The organism is Streptomyces sp. NPDC000345 (genome assembly GCF_042898825.1).
Taxonomy (GTDB): domain Bacteria; phylum Actinomycetota; class Actinomycetes; order Streptomycetales; family Streptomycetaceae; genus Streptomyces.
Genome location: NZ_JBIAZE010000005.1, coordinates 174,028 through 192,561 on the forward strand (window position 1 = coordinate 174,028; position 18,534 = coordinate 192,561).

The following is an 18,534-nucleotide window of genomic DNA, read 5'->3' on the forward strand; positions in this document are numbered from 1 at the left end:
AACACCGCCCCGGCCTGGTCACTTCACGACGGTGGACCAGTCCGGGCTCTGCGCCGGGTCCAGGCTGCGCAGCCGCTCCAGCGTCGCGGGCGACTGCACGTCCATCCAGTCGGCCAGCTCCTTGAAGGACACGCACTTGACGTCCCTCATCTTGCACACGTTCTCGATGACGTGGTCGACGGCGTTCATGTAGATGCCGCCGTTCCAGTTCTCGAAGTGGTTGCCGATGAACAGCGGGGCCCTGCTGCCGTAGTACACCCGGTTGAAGCCCGCCATGTAGGCGTCGATGGTCTCCTGCTGCCACTCGGCGTACTTGGCCGGGTCGCCCTCGGTCTCGCCGCCGGTCTGGTTGTAGAGGAAGTTGAAGTCCATGGACAGGGCCTGGATGTCGCCGTACGGGAGCCCCTGCAGCGGGAAGTCCCAGAGGCCGTTCTTCTTCGCCGGCCAGACCTGGAAGCCGCCCGGGTTGGACGCGTCGTAGCGCCAGCCGTAGCTCTTGGCCGCCTTCAGCAGGTTCGTCTGGCCCTCCAGGCAGGGCGCCCGGCCGCCGGCGACCTCCTTCTTGAAGTCGAAGGGCAGCGGGTCCATGTCCGTGTAGCCGGTGTTGGTCTTCCAGTTCTCGACGAACTCGAAGAACTGGTCGATCTCGCTCTTCCACTGCTCGACGCTCCAGTAGCCGCCGCCCTTGGCGCCGCAGAAGTGCCCGTTGAAGTGGGTGCCGATCTCGTTGCCCTCTTCCCATGCCTCGCCGAGCTCTTCCAGCGTGGTGCGGATGTGCTCGTCGGTGGGGAAGCTGATCGCCGCCGAGCCCTTGTCGTGCATCGGCGGGGAGTACAGGTCCTTCTTGCTCTTGGGCAGCAGATAGATGCCCGTGAGGAAGAAGGTCATGTGGGCGTCGTACTCCTTGGCCATGTTCCGGTAGTGCTCGAAGAGCCCGTCGTCGCCCGCCAGCGCGCCGTCCCAGGAGAACACCACGAACTGCGGCGGCTTCTCACCCGGCTTGAGGGGTTCCGCCTTCAACTGCCCCGTCTGCGGACCGGTGTACGAGGTGGAGCCGTCCCCCAGGACGTGGGTCTTGCCGTCCCACTCCGGCTCCTTGGTGGCCTTCGCCGACGCCTTCTTGCTGTCCCCCGAGGACGCGGTCGGCTGGGTGTTGGCGGTGCGGTTGAGCACCAGGTAGCCCCCCACCAGGGACGCTACGACGAGGAGCGCCGCCAGGGTCAAAAACCCCGGGTGCGCGGCGGCGGTGCGGCGCGGTGCCGCGGCCTTGCGGCGGCGGCCCGACGGTGACTTCATGTGCGGCTCATTCTCCGGAGGTTGGGGACGCGGGGCCCGTCGTTGGTCAGCCGAGCGGGCTCATGGCACCTGACCAGATGCCGTACGGGACGCTGTCGTCGGTGGTGCCGGCGATGCCCTCCAGCGGCAGCGGTTCGAGGCTCTTGGTGAGGTCGATGCGGTAGACGACGATCGCCGTGGACACCGACTCGGCGGTGCCGACGTACCAGGAGGCGGTGTCCTTCTCGGTGGTCCCGGCCTTGCCGGCCGGACCGGACGGGACGGTCGCCGTGCCGGGGACCGTCTGCTGCCCCGCGGGCACGTCGGACGGGTGGGCGGTCCGGAAGGAGTCCACGAGCGCGGAGGTGACCTCCTCGGCCACCTCGGCGCGCACCGCCCGGCGGGCCGACGGCGTGTCCAGGGCGACCTGGGAGCCGTTCCTGGTGATCTTCCGCACCGAGTACGGCTCGGTGTGCTTGCCGGCGGCCGCGAAGGTGGAGTAGCCGCTCGCCATACGGATCGCGCTGGGCGTGGAGCTGCCCAGGGACAGCGCGGGCACCTGGGCGCCGATGCTGGACGACAGGAAGCCGGAGGCCTCCGCGGTGTCGCGCACCTTGTCCAGCCCGGTGTCCATGCCGAGCTGCATGAACGGCGTGTTCACCGACAGTTCCAGCGCGCGGTGCAGGGAGATCTGCCCGTAGGACCTCTCCCCGTCGTTCTTGGCGGCCACCTTCTTGCCGCTGCGGTCCCAGTAGAAGCCCTCGGGGGTGGTCAGCAGCACCTCGTTGTCGCCGTTGTAGACCGAGTCGCCGGTGACCGGGGTGGTGTCCCCGTCGCGGGTCTTGTGGATGCCGTGCTCCAGCCCGGCGGCGTACACGAACGGCAGGAAGGCGGTACCGGCCGGGACGGTGGTGGCGTTGGACTCGTTGTAGCCCTGCGTACGGTGGTCCGGGCCGCCGTACACGGCGAGGATCCGCCCGTCGGAGGCCACCGAGGCGGCTCCGTAGTGGGCGGTCTTCGCCTTCTTCGGCTCGTCCTTCAGCGCCTTCTTGCGGGCCTTGGTGACGGCTTCGGTGAGCTGGTCCTCGCGCTTCTTGTCGAAGGTCGTGTAGATCTGGTAGCCGCCGAGGTCGAAGTCCTTGTCGGAGATGCCGCCGGACTTCTTGGCGTACTGGGTGGCGAGTTCGACGAGGTAGTCGCTCTGCTCACCGGTGTCGTAGAGCGGGTTGCTCTTCAGCGGCTCGGGGAAGGTCTTGTACCTGGCGCGCTCGGCCTTCGACAGCTTGCCGATCTCGACCATCCGGTCCAGGGTCCACGACCAGCGCTCGACGGCGCGGGCGCGGTTGGCCTTGCTCAGGGTCGGGTCGTACAGGCCGGCGCCCTTGAGGAGCGAGGCGAGGAACGCCGCCTCGCTGGCGTTGAGCTTGCTGACGTCCTTGCCGTAGTAGGCCTGGGCGGCGCGCTGGATGCCGTAGGTGCCGCGGCCGAACCAGCTGGTGTTGAGGTAGCCCTCGAGGATGTCGTCCTTGCTCATCTGGTTGTCCAGCTTGAGGGAGATCATCGCCTCGGTGAACTTGCGGCTGACCGTCTGGTTCTGGTTCAGGTAGACGTTCTTGACGTACTGCTGGGTGATCGTGGAGCCACCCTGGGTGTCGCCCTGGCCGATCGTGCGGAACAGGGCCCGGGAGATGCCCTTGAAGGAGATGCCGGGGTCGCTGTAGAAGCTCGCGTTCTCGGCCGCGAGAACCGCCCAGCGGACGTCCTCCGGGATGTCCTTCAGCGGCATCGCCTGCCGCTGCACCCAGCCGGTCCGGGCCATCGGCGTCCCGTCGGACCAGAAGAACACGTTGTCCTGCTGGGTGGCGTACGAGTTGAGGTTCTCGGGTATGTCGGTGGCCGCGTAGGCGACGACGAGGAAGGCGCCGCTGAGGCCTATGGAGGCGAGGACGCCGCCCAGGCACTGCCGCCAGGAGGGTATCCAGCGCCGCCAGTCGGTACGGCCCGGGCGCGGGTACTGCGGGCGCAGCTTGCGGGCGTAGGGAGTGACACGAGCCACATAGGGAGCCAGGACCGCGACGAGGGGCGCCAGACGGGGGCCCAGAGCGGCGGATATCCGGGCGAAGAGGGAGGGTCGGGGAGCTTTTCGGCGATTTCCCGAAGTACGCGCTTTCTCGGAACTTGCGGACGTGTCGGGCACTTTCGGGAGATCCGACACTCGCAGTTGCATGGTCTCGTCCGCCCGGAAAGAAGCGGGGACCTTCAACTGCATGGTCTCGTCCGGCTCCTGGGGCTCCTCCCCCTGCCCCACCTGGGTCACTACGCGTCTCCCTCCGCACTTGTGTATTGCTCGCACAGGCAGACGTACAGACGTACGAGGGTCTGACATGGTTGCCGTGGACGCGGCTGCAAACCCTGAATCCCCCCGACCTCGCGGTTCATCGCGGCACCCTCAAATTACCAGCGCCCTTCGCAAATTCTCCACATAAGAAATCGACAGAAGCGAACACAGCCCGAACTCCGGGGGGCCCTGCCCGGCATATGAGGATTAACCTGTCGTCATGCCTCGCTACGAGTACCGCTGCCGGACCTGCGGCGACACCTTCGAACTGAGCCGCCCGATGGCGGAGTCCTCCGCCCCCGCCGACTGCCCGGCGGGCCACGACGACACTGTGAAGCTTCTCTCAACCGTAGCCGTCGGCGGCACGGCGAACGCCCCCGCGCCCAGGTCGGGCGGCGGGGGCGGGGGCGGCTGCTGCGGCGGGGGCTGCTGCTCCTGACGCACCCGGGCTGCTCCCGCGGGCACTAGTGCCCGCGGGAGCCCTTCAGGAACTCGCGCAGGATCCGCTCGCCGGCCAGGACGCCCCGCTCGGGCAGGGCGGTGATGCCCGGGGCCGTCCACTCGGTGTCGGCGAGCTCGCCGTGCCCGGGCCGCCAGCCGAGGTCGGCGGCCAGCAGCAGATCGGCGTCGAGCAGCGAGTCACCGGCGGCCAGGGTCAGCGCGGCGCCGGTGCGGCGGGCCACCTCCCGCACGGCCGCGCTCTTGGTCAGCGGCTTCGGCACGGCGTAGATCTTGCGGCCCTGCAGCGACACCGTCCAGCCGCGGTTCTCCGCCCAGGCCGCCAGCTCCTTCACCCACGCCTCGGGCAGCAGCTCGCGCTCCACGACGAGGTAGACGAACAGGTCCTCGGCGATCCGGTGCTTGCGCACCCACAACGGGTCGGCGGTGGCCTCCAGGTGCGCGCGGACCTCCTCGAGGGGCGCGCACTGCTCCGCGAGCCGCGCGGTCACCGCCGCGTGCCAGTCCGGGTCGGTGACCCCGTCGACGAGGATGTGGCCGCCGTTGGCGCAGACGGCGTACTTCGGCGCCGGGCCGGGGAGATTGATCCGCAGGTACTGCTTGCGGGTCCGGGTGGTCGTCGGCATGAACACCGCCGCGTCCCCGAGTTCGGTGAGCAGCCCGGCCGCCGTCTCCGTCATGAAGGACAGCGGTTTGCTCTCGTGCACCTCCACGCACAGCAGCCGGGGCGCCCGCGCGTCCGGCATCGTCAGCGCCAGAGCGGCCGAGGAGTAGATGAGCGTACGGTCGAGGTCGCTCGCCACCAGCACCGGCATCAGACCGCCACCGCCTTGCCGTCGGCGCCGGTCGCCCCGCGCGTGTACCGGGGGTGGATCAGCCCCACGCAGGTGTACGGCAGGTCCTCGGCCTCCTCCACGGGCACCCCCCGCTGCTCGGCGAGGAGGCGTACGTGGTCGAGGTCCGCCCCCGCCCCGGCCCGCGCCAGGATCTTCCACGGCACCCGGCGCAGCAGCACCCGGGTGGTCTCGCCGACGCCGGGCTTGACCAGGTTCACGTCGTGGATGCCGTACTCCTCGCTGATCCGCTCGACGGCCGCCCAGCCCTCCCAGGTCGGCGTGCGGTCACTGGCGAGCAGTTCCTTCACCGCGCCGTCGACGGCCTCCGTGACCTCCTCGAAGCGGGCGGAGACGGCGTCCAGGAAGGCCACGGACACATCCACGCCGGCCAGCTCGCGGTAGAACTTCGCGCCGTGGAAGTCGTCCGGGCCGACCAGGTCGGCCCGCAGCACGGTCCGCGAGATCAGCCCGGAGACGGTCGAGTTGAGACACGCCGACGGGATGAGGAAGTCCTCCCGGGTGCCGTACGTCCGGACGCACGAGCCCGGGTCGGCCAGCACCGCGATCTCCGGGTCGAAGCCGGCGGCACCGCCCGCCGCCTCGAACTCCTCGATCGCCGCGGCCAGTTCCCGGGTGATCGCGCCCTTGCCGGTCCAGCCGTCCACGAAGACGACGTCCCGCGGATCGTGATGGGCGGCCAGCCAGCGCAGCGCGTTGGCGTCGATGCCCCGGCCGCGCACGATCGACACGGCGTAGTGCGGCAGGTCGAGGCCGTGCCGGTGGTGCGCCCAGCGGCGCATCAGCACGCCCACGGGGGTGCCGGCGCGGGCCAGGGACACCAGGACCGGCCTCGGGCTGCGCTCGGCGATCACGGTCTCCGTGACCACGCCCACGGCCCGCGCGATACGGGCCGCCGAGGTCGCCAGGGCCGCGTGGAACAGCTCCTGGTACTGCTCGCTCGGCTGGTACTCGACGGGCAGCGACTCCGCGTAGTGCGCGCCGCCGCTCTGGATGGCCTCCTCCCGCTCCTCGGTCGGCGCCTCCAGCGTCACGTCCGAGAGGTCCTGGAGCAGCCAGCCGACCTCCTCGGGCGCGTACGAGGAGAAGGCGGGGCCGCGGAGGGGCTCGGGCAGCATCAAGGGTCTCTTTTCGGGCAGTGCGGCGGCGTACAGCGGCTCGGGGACGTACGACGGTACGACCGCGAGGACCACGTGCGGGGTGTGCGCGGCGAGCTGGGCCAGGAGGCCGTCGGGGGCGTGCAGGCCGGGTGTGTCGGCGACGGAGTCGACGACCGCGACCACGGCGTCGAAGCCGCCGCCCGCGACGTTGTAGGCATAGCGCTCGCCGGGGCCGTCGGCGGGGTCGTCATGGGCGGGGAAGACGATACGGCTGCGGATCGCGTACCCGGGGTCGTCGACCGCGAGGACCGGCGAGCGGGTGGTGGTCGAGTAGCGCACCTCGGCGGCGACGATCTGCTCCAGCTCGCGGGCCAGGCGCAGCGGGGCGTACATCAGTTCCTCGAAGCCGAGGACGTGCACGCGGCGTGCGCTCTCCGGCAGTGCCTCGGCCAGCCGCGCCGCCATGGCGGGCAGGGCGTTCTCCAGCCGTATTCGGTGCTGGGGAGTGAAGCCGTGGCGGCCGCCGTCGGGGAGGCCCTGGGGCCAGTGCAGCTCGACCCGGTGGTGTGTCGGCTGCCCGTCGGCGAGGGCTTCCCGCACCCCCGGGCCGGGAGCCTCGTGCCTGGCCACGAGGTCCCGCCCCTTCTCCAGGACGCCCTCGGGCAGGCGTACGGTGCCCGACGCGGCGGCCACCAGGTCCACCCTTGCGCCGATCTCCCGCGCGAAGGCCTCCAGGCGTCCCGCGTCGGCGGCGGAGCGCATGTCGACCAGGGCGACCACCACGTACCGTCCGCGCGGGTACCGCTCGTGCAGGTCCCGGATCGTGTTGAGGACCGTGTTGCCGGTGGAGAACTCGTCGTCGACCAGGACCAGCGGGCCGTCCCCGACCAGCAGCGCCGGGTCCTCCGGGAGCAGCAGATGGGAGGTGGCGTGGGAGTGGGACTCCTCGAAGCCGCCCGCGGCCGCGACGCCCGTGACGGGGCGGCGGGTGGAGTGCAGGTAGGGGGCCGTGCCGAGGCCGTCGGCGACGGAGTGGCCGAGGCCGGTGGCGGTCTCCGCGTAGCCGAGGACGACCGCCCGCGCCGCCTGCGCGCCGAGCAGCTCGCGCACCCGGCGGCCGAGGGCGAGGCCGTGGCCGTAGACGACGGACGGGGACTGCGGGACGTGCTTGCCCAGCACGTTGGAGACCAGCAGATGCGCCCGCTTGGGGTTGCGCCGCAGCGCCAGCCCCAGCAGGTCCTTCAGCGTGTCGTCCCCCACGAGTTCGAGGCCGAGCCGCTCGGCGACCCAGGTCCCGGACCAGACCCCGTTGTTCACTTCGTTGTTCATGCGTCCCTAGGTGGTGAGGCGAGTTAGCCGGGTATGCCGGCGGCGAGCAGGTCGACGAAGCTGACGTCCTCGTTGGCCACACCGAAGACCTCGGCGCGCAGCATGGTCCGCTCGGCCCAGGCGCGGTGCGGCTTCACCTCGTTCATCTTGTTCGTGTACTGCGACCTGAGGACACCCCCACCGCCGCGTTCCGGCCGCAGGATGTCCGCCGCGTCGCTGTACTCCTCGTGACTGACGACGGACAGCGCGTGCACCGCCGGCACGTGGGAGGGGTGGATGCAGGTCTTGCCGAGCAGCCCGTTGGCCTGGTCGAGGGAGATCTCCCGCAGCAGCCCGTCCATGGCGTGCTCTATCAGTCTCTCGCGCAGCTCCACGGCCTGTCCCTCCAGGAAGGGGCTGTGCCGCAGCATCGGCTTGAACATGCGCTCCGGGACCCTGAAGTACTCCCACACCGGCCCGGTCACCGTGAAGCCGGTGCCGTCGGCGCGGCCCAGCATGTTCACCACGTCGGCGATCACGGAGGCGACGATCTGGACGTCGTAGGCGGTCATGTCGGGCGCCCGGCGCAGGCCGTACGCGGAGCAGAAGTCGGTCACCCCGAGCCGCAGCGCCAGCACCCGGCTGCGGTACTTGTCGACGGCGCGGGCGATGCCCTCCAGGGCCTCCACCCGGGACTCCCGGTACATCAGCTCGGGGGTCTCCAGGACGGGCATCCCGAACAGCCGGCGGCCGCTCGCGTGCTCGGCGGCGGCGAGGGCCTCCAGGAAGGGGATGCCGCGTTCCTCGGTGAACTTCGGGAACACGAAGCCGCTCAGCAGCCGGGTCGTGGCCCCGAGCCGCTGCACCAGGTCGGGGATCTGCTCGGGCGTGCGCACCCGGATGAAGAGCAGCGGAAGCGCTCCTGCCTGCGCCTCGGGGCGGCCCGCGAGGTCGGCGAACTGCCGGACGAGGTTCTCCTCACCGGCCACGACGTCCTCGTCGCCGATGGAGTCCTCCAGGCACAGCACCATCGAGACCACGCCGCGCCCGGTCTGCTTGACGATGTCGTCGGCCAGCCGCGGCCGGGTGGCCGGACTGTAGAGCGTGGCCCCCAGGGCCGCGGCGAGCAGCCTGGCCGGGGCGTCCGCGTCGAAGACACACGGCTCCCGGTGGAAGAGGCGCTGGCGCACCTCAGGGGCGAGATGCCCGAAATGACGCATGAGTCTCCCCCGTGCTGCAAGGTAAGTCTGTGGATTTCACCAAGAGGTGGCCGGTAATAGTACGTAGAAGTCCATGTCGGGGGTTCCCCCCGGGCATGAATTTCAGGTAACTCGCCCATGTGGGTTCCCCTGTGTGTCCGTCTACCCCGCGTTGTCGTGATCAGGACCGAGAGGGCAGGATGACCGCATGACGCACGCGATGCTGAAGGGGTCCAACGTCCCGCTCAAGGTCACCACGGTACGCGCCGTACTGCGCTGGACGCCCGGGCAGGGAGTCCCGGACGTCGACGCCTCCGCGCTGCTCCTGGGCCCCGACGGCCGCGTGCGCTCCGACGAGGACTTCGTCTTCTACAACCAGCCCCGGCATCCTTCCGGGAAGGTGTGGCGGCTCGGCAAGAAGCGGGTCGCCGAGGGCCTCACCGACACCATCCAGACGGATCTGGCCGGTGTCGAGCCCGACGTCAGCCAGATTCTCCTGGTCGCTTCGGCGGACGGCGTCACCTTCGACCGCGTACGTTCCCTCAGCATCCTGCTGTACGACGCGACGACGGAGGGCGAGCCCATCGCCACCTTCGACATCCGCCCCGAGACGGGCGAGGAGACCGCCCTGATCTGCGGCGAGCTGTACCGCCGCGGCGAGGGGTGGAAGTTCCGCGCCCTGGGCGAGGGCTACTCCAACGGTCTCAAGGGCCTGGCGACGGACTTCGGCATCTCGGTGGACGAGTCGGAGGAGGCCGCGGACTCCTCGGAGCCGGCCCCGGCCCCGCTGCCGCCGACGCCGAGCCTCTCCCAGCCCCTCCCTCCGGAGCAGCCGACGTCAGCGGTCCCCCAGCAGCAGCAACAGCCGGCGTACGGCTATCCGAGCAACCTCCCGACGCATGGTTACGCGTACCCGGACGGCTCTTTCCAGCTGCCACCGCAGGGCCCGCAGTTCATCGGGCGCTGAGGCGTCCCGCCCGGGGCGGGCGCTATTTCTCCACCTTGGTCTTGTAGCCCCGCCCCCACTGCAGCCCCCACCCGTACAACCGGTCCAGCTCGGCCTGGAACCCGTAGACGAACCGCACCTCCCGCCGCACCACCAGCTCCCCCTTCACGTTCTCGATCATCACCACGGCGCACGACCGGGCCTGGGGATGGCGCTCGTCGAGACCTATCTCGATCCGCGGCCCGTTGCTGGGGTACAGCGTCACCATCGCGTGCGTCCGGTCGAACGCCGGTGTCTGGTCGTAGATGTACACGAACACCAGCAGCCGCTTGATGTCGTCCCGGTGGTCGAGGTTGACGTACATCGTCTCGCCGGACGCCGAGCCGAACCGGTCGTCCCCGCTGAGCTTGACGTAGGGCGGGGCGTTGACGTCCCCCAGCAGCCCGCCCAGCGGCTGGACGACCCCCTTCGTCCCGTCGGCCAGCTCGTAGAGGCAGCCCAGGTCGAGGTCGACGTTGACCATGCTCTGGCTGTGCCCGATGACCTCCGGGGGCTTCAGCGCCTTGAAGGGGTGCCGCAGCAGGCTCTCCCGCTGGAGGCCGCCGATGTCCGAGGTCCGCATCCGCCAGGTCAGGTTGACCCGCAGGTGCCCCGTGGCCGCCCCCTGCTTGGTGAGGGAGACCTGGTGATGCCGCTTGGTCAGTTCGATCGCGTTGGTCGCCGCGCTGCCCGAGTCGAAGTCGGCCGTGCGACTGCCCAGAAGCCCGTCGAAAAAGCCCATTCCCGCCCCCACGTCTCTCACATGACAAACCGGCGGGGCGGCCGTGGAGGACAGTGCCCTCACCGGCCGCCCCGCAAAGAGCGTTCCTCGGCGGAACCCGGTTCACACGGCCGGGCTCCCGCCAAGAGGTGTCAGACCCCGGACGAGACCTCAGTCTTCTCGTCCGAGCCCTCCGCTTTTCCCTCTGCCGCTGCCAGCGCCTTGTTGCGGCGCACGGAGGACCAGAAGGACCAGGCGATCAGGATCACGCCGACGAGACCGGTGATGACCTCGTTGATCTGGTACTGGATGGTGATCATGAGGAGGATGGCCAGGGCGCCGATCGCGTAGTGCGCGCCGTGCTCCAGGTAGACGTAGTCGTCGAGGGTGCCCTGACGCACGAGGTAGACCGTCAGCGACCGGACGTACATCGCGCCGATACCGAGGCCCAGGGCCATGAGCACGATGTCGTTGGTGATGGCGAACGCGCCGATCACGCCGTCGAAGGAGAAGGACGCGTCGAGGACCTCGAGGTAGAGGAACATGAAGAAGGCGGCCTGGCCGGCCAGGACGACCGCGGACTTCGGCTTCCCGGACCGCCTGGCTTCTTCCTCCGCCTCGTGTTCGCGCTCCTCCTCTTCCTCCAGCTTGTCCTCGAAGTAGCCGGAGAGACCGCCGACGACCATGTACGTGATCAGACCGGCGATGCCGGAGATCAACACGGTCTGGGCCTTGTCGACGTGCGCGCCGCCGTGCTGGTGGGCGTGGGTGGCGAAGGTGAACGCGGTGACGAGCAGGACGATCAGCGCGATGCAGACCGACAGCATGTCGACCTTGCCGAGCTTGGCCAGCGGGCGCTCGATCCAGCGCAGCCACTGGATGTCCCGGTCCTCGAAGATGAAGTCGAGGAAGATCATCAGCAGGAACATGCCACCGAAGGCGGCGATGGCCGGGTGGGCGTCGGTGACGAGTTCCTGGTACTGGTTCTTGTCGTTGAGCGCGAGATCGACCGCCTCGATCGGGCCGATCTTGGCGCTGATGGCGACGATCACGACGGGGAAGACCAGTCGCATGCCGAAGACCGCGATGAGCACACCGATGGTGAGGAAGATCTTCTGCCAGAAGGCACTCATCTTCTTCAGGATTCCGGCGTTGACCACCGCGTTGTCGAACGACAGCGAGATCTCGAGGACGGAGAGGATCGCCACGATGCCGAAGGCCTCCCACCCCCCGTAGAAGACCGCAGCGACCAGACCGAGCGCGGTGACCGCGAACGACCAGCCGAAGGTTTTCAGAAGCACTGGCTACCCAATCGTGTGTTGGGGGTCCCCCCAGACGGAGTCTGGGGGAGGGTCTCCCCCGCGCCGTACTCGGCTTTACGAAACATTGACTTTCGCTGCAAAGTCTAAGGGGCGTCTGTTCCGTGTGGTACGGGCGGTCCCATACCAGCCGGTAGCCCGGATTCCGGAGGAAACCCGGGGCCCGCTAGGAGACGTTCACCCCGAAGTCCAGTGCGATGCCCCTGAGGCCGGACGCGTACCCCTGGCCGACCGCCCTGAACTTCCACTCGCTCTGGTAGCGGTAGAGCTCGCCGAAGATCATCGCCGTTTCCGTGGAGGCGTCCTCGCTCAGGTCGTAGCGGGCGAGTTCCTGGCCGTCGGCCTGGTTGACGACCCGGATGAAGGCATTGGACACCTGACCGAAGGTCTGGCCCCGCTCGTCGGCCATGTGGATGGAGACCGGGAAGACGATCTTGTCGCAGTGGGCGGGCACCTTGGAGAGGTCCACCAGGAGCGACTCGTCGTCGCCCTCGCCCTCACCGGTGAGGTTGTCGCCGGTGTGCTCCACGGAGCCGTCGGGGCTCTTGAGCTGGTTGTAGAAGACGAACCACTCGTCCCCCATCACCCGCCCGCTGGTGCACAGCAGCGCGCTGGCGTCGAGGTCGAAGGGGGCTCCGGTGGTGGAGCGCGCGTCCCAGCCGAGCCCGACCATCACCTGTGTGAGGTTCGGCGCGGCCTTGGACAGGGAGACATTGCCTCCCTTGGCGAGTGTGACGCCCATATTGCTGGTCCTCCCCTGGGTGGTGCTTCTTCGGTTGTCCTGCACGTCCGGCGCCGCCCCTAAACGGTGCGGCGCCGGGTGGGGGTCCCCCCGCTCGAGCGAAGCCGGGCGGGGGAAGGTGAAACCTTCGGGCGCCCCGGAACTCAGACGTTGACGCCGAAGTCCTGGGCGATGCCGCGCAGGCCGGAGGCGTAGCCCTGGCCGATGGCGCGGAACTTCCACTCCGCGCCGTGCCGGTAGAGCTCGCCGAAGACCATCGCGGTCTCGGTCGAGGCGTCCTCACTGAGGTCGTAACGGGCGATCTCGGTGCCGCCGGCCTGGTTCACCACGCGGATGAACGCGTTGCGGACCTGGCCGAAGGACTGCTGGCGGTTCTCGGCGTCGTAGATCGACACCGGGAAGACGATCTTCTCGATGTCGGCCGGGACGCCGGCCAGGTTGACCTTGATCTGCTCGTCGTCGCCCTCGCCCTCACCGGTGAGGTTGTCGCCGGTGTGCTCCACGGAGCCGTCGGGGCTCTTGAGGTTGTTGAAGAACACGAAGTTCGCGTCGCTGCCGACCTTGCCGGAGTTGTTCAGCAGCAGCGCGCTCGCGTCGAGGTCGAAGTCGGTGCCGGTCGTGGTGCGGATGTCCCACCCCAGACCGACGATGACCGCGGTGAGGCCCGGGGCCTCCTTGCTCAGCGATACGTTGCCGCCCTTGCTGAGGCTGACTCCCACGACTCCTCCATTGGTGTCCCGGGGCGGGAAGCCCCGTCGTGCGTTGGATATCGGATCAACGAGTCGATCCTAGTGACGGGTTCCCGACCCACGCAGGCCCTGGAGCCGATGAATCACAGGTGTCGGTGACAGCGGGGGCCGCGGGGGCTCAGAGGGTGTCGAGCGCCTTGACGTACTCGCCGAGGTCGCGGGCGTCCGGCAGCGCGTTGACGACGGTCCAGCGGACCACGCCCTCCTTGTCGATGACGAAGGTGCCGCGCACCGCGCAGCCCTTGTCCTCGGCGAAGACGCCGTAGGCGCGGGAGACCTCGCCATGCGGCCAGAAGTCGCTGAGCAGCGGGTACTCCAGGCCCTCCTGCTCGGCGAAGACGCGCAGGGTGTGGATGGAGTCGTTGGAGACGGCGAGCACCTGGGTGTCGCGGTCGGCGAACTGCGGCAGGTTGTCGCGCACCTCGCACAGCTCGCCGGTGCACACGCCGGTGAAGGCGAAGGGGTAGAAGAGCAGGACGACGTTCTTGCTTCCCCGGAAGTCGGAGAGCTTCACGGTGGCACCGTGGTTGTCCTTGAGCTCGAAGTCGGGGGCCTTGTCGCCGACCTGGATCGCCATCGCGGGGATGTCCCTTCGGGTGGGGCTGTCTGGGTGAGAACACCCTACGCAGCGGTCCCCGGGAGCCGACGGACGGGCCGAGCACAGAGCTCGGCCCGTCCGGCCTCACATCACTTCTTCGACTTCGCGGCCTTGGGCGTCACCAGCCGGCTGCCGCTCCAGTCCTTGCCCACGCTGACGCTCTTGGAGGCGGAGAGACCCGCCGTCGTCGCGGCTTCGGAGATGTCGCTCGGCTCCACGTAGCCGTCACGTCCGGTCTTCGGCGTGAGGAGGAGGATCGAGCCGCCTTCTTCGATGTACGTGGTGGCGTCCACCAGCGCATCCGTCAGGTCGCCGTCCTCGTCGCGGAACCACAGCACCACGGCGTCGGCCACGTCGTCGTAGTCCTCGTCCACCAGGTCGCTGCCGATGACTTCCTCGATGGCCTCGCGGAGCTCCTGATCGACGTCGTCGTCGTAGCCGATCTCCTGGACCACCTGCTCGGGCTGGAAACCCAGCCTGACGGCAGGGCTCGTCCGCTCCTCCGCGTGGTCCGCGGTCGCGCTCACGGGTTGCCTCCTGATCATTTCTTGGATGGGGGTGCCCCCGGGCCCTGTCCAGGGGCCTGGGGGAAACTCAGCCACGCGCGTGCGCGAAGCATTGGCCGTAGTCCACACGGGCGGGACCGATCGCGCAAGTACCCGGCGGTTCAGACCGCCGAAACGGTGACGATCCTGGCCGTGTCGACGCAACTCCAGGCACGCGATCGGGACGGATGGTGACGTACACCACACCTATCTGCCCTGTTTGCGTATTTGAGAACCATCCAAGGGTACGAGATTCGAACGGGTGCTGGTTACCTCGGGGTAGAGATGACGTTTACGCCGCCGAGGTACACGATGGGGGCGGTGCAGTTGCCGGCGAACAGCGAACAGCGAGAGTAAGGAACAGCGTGGCTTCCGGATCCGATCGCAACCCGATCATCATTGGCGGCCTTCCTAGTCAGGTTCCTGACTTCGATCCCGAGGAAACCCAGGAGTGGCTCGACTCCCTCGACGCCGCGATCGACGAGCGCGGCCGGGAGCGGGCCCGCTACCTCATGCTGCGCCTGATCGAGCGGGCCCGCGAGAAGCGCGTGGCCGTGCCCGAGATGCGCAGCACGGACTACGTCAACACCATCCCCACCAGGGCCGAGCCGTTCTTCCCGGGCAACGAGGAGATCGAGCGCCGGATCCTCAACGCCACCCGCTGGAACGCGGCCGTGATGGTGTCGAGAGCCCAGCGGCCCGGGATCGGCGTCGGCGGTCACATCGCCACCTTCGCGTCCTCGGCGTCCCTCTACGACGTCGGCTTCAACCACTTCTTCCGCGGCAAGGACGAGGGCGACGGCGGCGACCAGGTCTTCTTCCAGGGCCACGCCTCCCCGGGCATCTACGCGCGCGCGTTCCTGCTCGACCGGCTGAGCGAGCAGAACCTGGACGCGTTCCGCCAGGAGAAGTCGAAGGCGCCTCACGGGCTGTCCTCGTACCCGCACCCGCGGCTGATGCCGGACTTCTGGGAGTTCCCGACCGTGTCGATGGGCCTCGGCCCGATCGGCGCGATCTACCAGGCGCGGATGAACCGCTACATGCACGCGCGCGGGATCGCCGACACCTCGAAGTCGCATGTGTGGGCGTTCCTCGGGGACGGCGAGATGGACGAGCCGGAGTCGCTCGGCCAGCTGACCATCGCCGCCCGTGAGGGCCTGGACAACCTGACCTTCGTGGTCAACTGCAACCTGCAGCGGCTCGACGGCCCGGTGCGCGGCAACGGCAAGGTCATCCAGGAGCTGGAGTCGGTCTTCCGGGGTGCCGGCTGGAACGTGATCAAGCTGATCTGGGACCGCACCTGGGACCCGCTGCTCGCGCAGGACCGGGACGGCATCCTCGTCAACAAGATGAACACGACGCCGGACGGCCAGTTCCAGACGTACGCCACCGAGTCGGGCGCGTACATCCGTGACCACTTCTTCGGTGACGACCACCGGCTGCGCGCGATGGTCCAGGGCATGACCGACGACCAGATCCTGCACCTGGGGCGCGGCGGCCACGACCACAAGAAGATCTACGCGGCGTTCAAGGCGGCCGTGGAGCACACCGGCCAGCCGACGGTCATCCTCGCCAAGACGATCAAGGGCTGGACGCTCGGCCCGAACTTCGAGGGCCGCAACGCCACGCACCAGATGAAGAAGCTGACGGTCGCCGACCTCAAGGGCTTCCGCGACCGCCTCCACCTGCCGATCTCCGACAAGGAGCTGGAGTCCGGCGTGCCGCCGTACTACCACCCCGGGCGGGACTCGGAGGAGATCCAGTACATGCACGACCGCCGCAAGTCGCTCGGCGGTTACGTCCCGACCCGTGTCGTGCGCTCCCAGCCGCTCGCGCTGCCGGACGACAAGACGTACGCGACCGTGAAGAAGGGCACCGGCCAGCAGTCCATCGCCACGACCATGGCGTTCGTGCGGCTGCTCAAGGACCTCATGCGGGACAAGGAGCTCGGCAAGCGCTTCGTACTGATCGCACCGGACGAGTACCGCACGTTCGGCATGGACTCGTTCTTCCCGAGTGCGAAGATCTACAACCCGCTGGGCCAGCAGTACGAGGCGGTGGACCGGGACCTGCTCCTCGCCTACAAGGAGTCGCCGACCGGCCAGATGCTGCACGACGGCATCTCGGAGGCGGGCTGCACGGCCTCGCTGATCGCGGCGGGCTCGGCGTACGCCACGCACGGCGAGCCGCTCATCCCGGTCTACGTCTTCTACTCGATGTTCGGTTTCCAGCGCACCGGCGACCAGTTCTGGCAGATGGCGGACCAGCTGGCGCGCGGCTTCGTGCTGGGCGCGACCGCCGGCCGCACCACCCTGACCGGCGAGGGCCTGCAGCACGCGGACGGCCACTCGCAGCTGCTCGCGTCGACGAACCCGGGCTGTGTGGCGTACGACCCGGCCTTCGGGTTCGAGATCGCGCACATCGTGCAGGACGGGCTGCGGCGGATGTACGGCAGCTCCCCCGAGCACCCGCACGGCGAGGACGTCTTCTACTACCTCACCGTCTACAACGAGCCGATCCAGCACCCGGCCGAGCCGGAGAACGTGGACGTCGAGGGCATCCTGAAGGGCGTCTACCGCTTCAGCGAGGGCACCTCGGGCCAGATCCCGGCGCAGATCATCGCGTCCGGTGTGGCGGTCCCGTGGGCGGTCGAGGCGCAGAAGATCCTCGCCGAGGAGTGGAACGTCAGGGCCGACGTCTGGTCGGCGACCTCCTGGAACGAGCTGCGGCGCGAGGCCGTCGAGGTCGAGCGGCACAACCTGCTGCACCCGGAGGAGGAGCAGCGGGTGCCGTACGTGACGCGGAAGCTGACCGGGGCCGAGGGTCCGTTCGTGGCGGTGTCGGACTGGATGCGGTCGGTGCCGGACCAGATCGCGCGCTGGGTGCCGGGGACGTACCAGTCGCTGGGCGCGGACGGCTTCGGCTTCGCCGACACCCGCGGGGCGGCCCGCCGCTTCTTCCACATCGACGCGCAGTCGGTGGTCGTGGGCGTGCTGACCGAGTTGGCGAAGGAGGGCAAGGTCGACCGGTCGGTGCTGAAGCAGGCGATCGACCGGTACCAGCTGCTGGACGCGTCGGCGGCGGACCCCGGGGCCGCGGGCGGCGACGCGTAGTCGCCCGGCCGGCGGCGCATGACGTCCGAGGAGGGCGGTGGGGCTTCTGGCTCCACCGCCCTTACTCGTTCTTTACGATGCGAGCATGCACGAACGAACGGCGCAGGACCGGTGGGAACAGTGGAGCCAACGGCCGTTGCTGGCCCTCGCCGTGGTGTTCGCGGTGGCCTATGCCGTCCCGATCGTGGACACCTCGGCCGGTCACGCGCTGACGGAGGCGTGCACCGTGGTCGAGTGGGTGGTGTGGGGGGCGTTCGCCGTGGACTACCTGGTGCGGCTGGCGCTGACGGCCGACCGGCGGCGGTTCGTGCGTACCCACTGGCTGGACCTGTGCGCGGTGGTGCTGCCGCTGGTGCAGCAGCTCAGACTGCTGCGGCTGGTGTCCACCCTGCTGCTGGTGGGACGGCGGGCGCGGATGGCCACGCAGATCCAGGTGACGACGTATGTCGCCGGGGCGGTCGTCGGGCTGCTGATGTTCGGGTCGCTGGCGGTGCTGTCCGTGGAGCGGGAGTCACCGGACGGGAACATCCGCACGCTGGGTGACGCGCTGTGGTGGTCGTTCACCACGATGACGACCGTCGGCTACGGCGATCACGCCCCGACCACCGGACTGGGCCGGATGATCGCGGTCGGTCTGATGCTCTCCGGCATCGCGCTGCTCGGTGTGGTGACCGCCAACATCGCCGCCTGGTTCATCGAGCGCTTCGACAAGGACGACGTCGAGGAGCGGGCCCAGACGGAGGCGATCCTCGCCCTGACCGCGGAGGTACGGGCGCTGCGGGCGGAGGTCGAGGCGTTGAAGCACAGGTCGCACGGGGCGGAGCCCCTCACAGCAACCCGTTCCCCGGTGACGCCGCCCCCGCCAGCCAGATGATCGCCAGCAGGGTGTCGATCGCGCCCAGGGCGACGGCGACCAGGGCCGGGACCGGGCGGGGGCCCGACCAGGTGCGGCCCATGGCCAGCCAGCCGCAGGCGATCGCCGCGGGGCCCAGGACGACGCCCAGGGTGAAGAATCCGGCGACCGCGCAGACCAGGCCGACGATGCCGAGCGTCGCGCGATCCGGCCCGGTCCGTGACCCCATCCGGCCACGTGAGCGGGGGTACCTGCGCGTGCCGTGTCCGAAGCCGGCCATCGTCAACTCCCTGGTTTCCGGGGATGTTTCGATGACCGGGTACCCACGACACGCGGTCCATGCCCCGCGTTCGCCGGGCAGTCGGCGCGCTGTCCC

At 69.2% G+C, this 18,534-nt stretch carries 16 protein-coding genes; 4 read left to right on the top strand and 12 right to left on the bottom strand.

Annotated elements, in window-relative coordinates:
- Window positions 1-18 precede the first annotated feature (18 nt).
- Window positions 19-1,296, bottom strand: a complete 1,278-nt coding sequence (locus tag ACFY30_RS13920; protein WP_390845422.1) for a hypothetical protein — start codon at window positions 1,294-1,296, stop codon at window positions 19-21.
- Window positions 1,297-1,342: 46 nt separating this feature from the next.
- Window positions 1,343-3,544 (bottom strand): transglycosylase domain-containing protein, encoded by a 2,202-nt coding sequence (locus ACFY30_RS13925; protein ID WP_390845740.1) that lies wholly within the window; start codon window positions 3,542-3,544, stop codon window positions 1,343-1,345.
- Between the two features lie 289 nt (window positions 3,545-3,833).
- Between ACFY30_RS13925 and ACFY30_RS13930 the strand changes: the two genes are divergently transcribed.
- Window positions 3,834-4,052 (top strand): zinc ribbon domain-containing protein, encoded by a 219-nt coding sequence (locus tag ACFY30_RS13930; protein ID WP_390845423.1) that lies wholly within the window; start codon window positions 3,834-3,836, stop codon window positions 4,050-4,052.
- 25 nt (window positions 4,053-4,077) lie between these two features.
- Here the strand turns inward: ACFY30_RS13930 and ACFY30_RS13935 are convergent, their stop codons facing one another.
- The 3 genes from ACFY30_RS13935 to ACFY30_RS13945 are packed head-to-tail and all read right to left on the bottom strand — an operon-like array spanning window position 4,078 to window position 8,554.
- On the bottom strand, window positions 4,078-4,887 hold the full coding sequence (locus ACFY30_RS13935; protein ID WP_390845424.1) for an HAD family hydrolase: 810 nt from the start codon (window positions 4,885-4,887) through the stop codon (window positions 4,078-4,080).
- Window positions 4,887-7,355, bottom strand: a complete 2,469-nt coding sequence (locus ACFY30_RS13940) for a phosphoribosyltransferase (RefSeq protein ID WP_390845425.1) — start codon at window positions 7,353-7,355, stop codon at window positions 4,887-4,889. Before ACFY30_RS13940 ends, ACFY30_RS13935 begins: the two co-directional genes overlap by 1 nt.
- 23 nt (window positions 7,356-7,378) lie before the next feature.
- Window positions 7,379-8,554, bottom strand: coding sequence for an HpcH/HpaI aldolase/citrate lyase family protein (locus tag ACFY30_RS13945; RefSeq protein WP_390845426.1), 1,176 nt, complete (start codon window positions 8,552-8,554; stop codon window positions 7,379-7,381).
- Between the two features lie 187 nt (window positions 8,555-8,741).
- Between ACFY30_RS13945 and ACFY30_RS13950 the strand changes: the two genes are divergently transcribed.
- Window positions 8,742-9,500: a TerD family protein gene (locus ACFY30_RS13950; RefSeq protein WP_390845427.1), complete on the top strand. Its 759-nt coding sequence runs from the start codon at window positions 8,742-8,744 to the stop codon at window positions 9,498-9,500.
- A 22-nt stretch (window positions 9,501-9,522) separates the two neighbouring features.
- Here ACFY30_RS13950 and ACFY30_RS13955 read toward each other — a convergent pair whose 3' ends face one another.
- The 6 genes from ACFY30_RS13955 to ACFY30_RS13980 all read right to left on the bottom strand — a co-directional run bounded on the left by ACFY30_RS13955 (window position 9,523) and on the right by ACFY30_RS13980 (window position 14,174).
- Window positions 9,523-10,260, bottom strand: a complete 738-nt coding sequence (locus tag ACFY30_RS13955; RefSeq protein WP_390655564.1) for a Tellurium resistance — start codon at window positions 10,258-10,260, stop codon at window positions 9,523-9,525.
- Between the two features lie 131 nt (window positions 10,261-10,391).
- Window positions 10,392-11,540: a DUF475 domain-containing protein gene (locus ACFY30_RS13960; RefSeq protein ID WP_390845428.1), complete on the bottom strand. Its 1,149-nt coding sequence runs from the start codon at window positions 11,538-11,540 to the stop codon at window positions 10,392-10,394.
- Between the two features lie 184 nt (window positions 11,541-11,724).
- The gene (locus ACFY30_RS13965; RefSeq protein ID WP_390845429.1) at window positions 11,725-12,300 is read right to left on the bottom strand and encodes a TerD family protein; all 576 of its coding nucleotides are present in this window, start codon (window positions 12,298-12,300) and stop codon (window positions 11,725-11,727) included.
- A gap of 143 nt (window positions 12,301-12,443) precedes the next feature.
- Window positions 12,444-13,019 carry a calcium homeostasis/redox stress adaptation protein gene (locus tag ACFY30_RS13970; protein WP_390845430.1) on the bottom strand — a complete coding sequence of 192 codons (576 nt, stop codon included), beginning with the start codon at window positions 13,017-13,019 and terminating at the stop codon, window positions 12,444-12,446.
- 148 nt (window positions 13,020-13,167) lie between these two features.
- Window positions 13,168-13,626 (bottom strand): peroxiredoxin, encoded by a 459-nt coding sequence (locus tag ACFY30_RS13975; RefSeq protein WP_390655560.1) that lies wholly within the window; start codon window positions 13,624-13,626, stop codon window positions 13,168-13,170.
- Between the two features lie 110 nt (window positions 13,627-13,736).
- Window positions 13,737-14,174 (bottom strand): DUF3052 domain-containing protein, encoded by a 438-nt coding sequence (locus ACFY30_RS13980; RefSeq protein WP_390655559.1) that lies wholly within the window; start codon window positions 14,172-14,174, stop codon window positions 13,737-13,739.
- Between the two features lie 383 nt (window positions 14,175-14,557).
- On the opposite strand from ACFY30_RS13980, the gene aceE reads away from it, so the two are divergent.
- Window positions 14,558-17,305 carry a pyruvate dehydrogenase (acetyl-transferring), homodimeric type gene (aceE, locus tag ACFY30_RS13985; protein ID WP_390845431.1) on the top strand — a complete coding sequence of 916 codons (2,748 nt, stop codon included), beginning with the start codon at window positions 14,558-14,560 and terminating at the stop codon, window positions 17,303-17,305.
- Window positions 17,306-17,390: 85 nt separating this feature from the next.
- Window positions 17,391-18,179 carry a potassium channel family protein gene (locus tag ACFY30_RS13990; protein WP_390845432.1) on the top strand — a complete coding sequence of 263 codons (789 nt, stop codon included), beginning with the start codon at window positions 17,391-17,393 and terminating at the stop codon, window positions 18,177-18,179.
- Here ACFY30_RS13990 and ACFY30_RS13995 read toward each other — a convergent pair.
- A complete protein-coding gene (locus tag ACFY30_RS13995; protein WP_390845433.1) occupies window positions 18,133-18,438 on the bottom strand; it encodes a small hydrophobic protein in 306 nt (101 codons plus the stop codon). The genes ACFY30_RS13990 and ACFY30_RS13995 overlap by 47 nt on opposite strands.
- Window positions 18,439-18,534 lie beyond the last annotated feature (96 nt).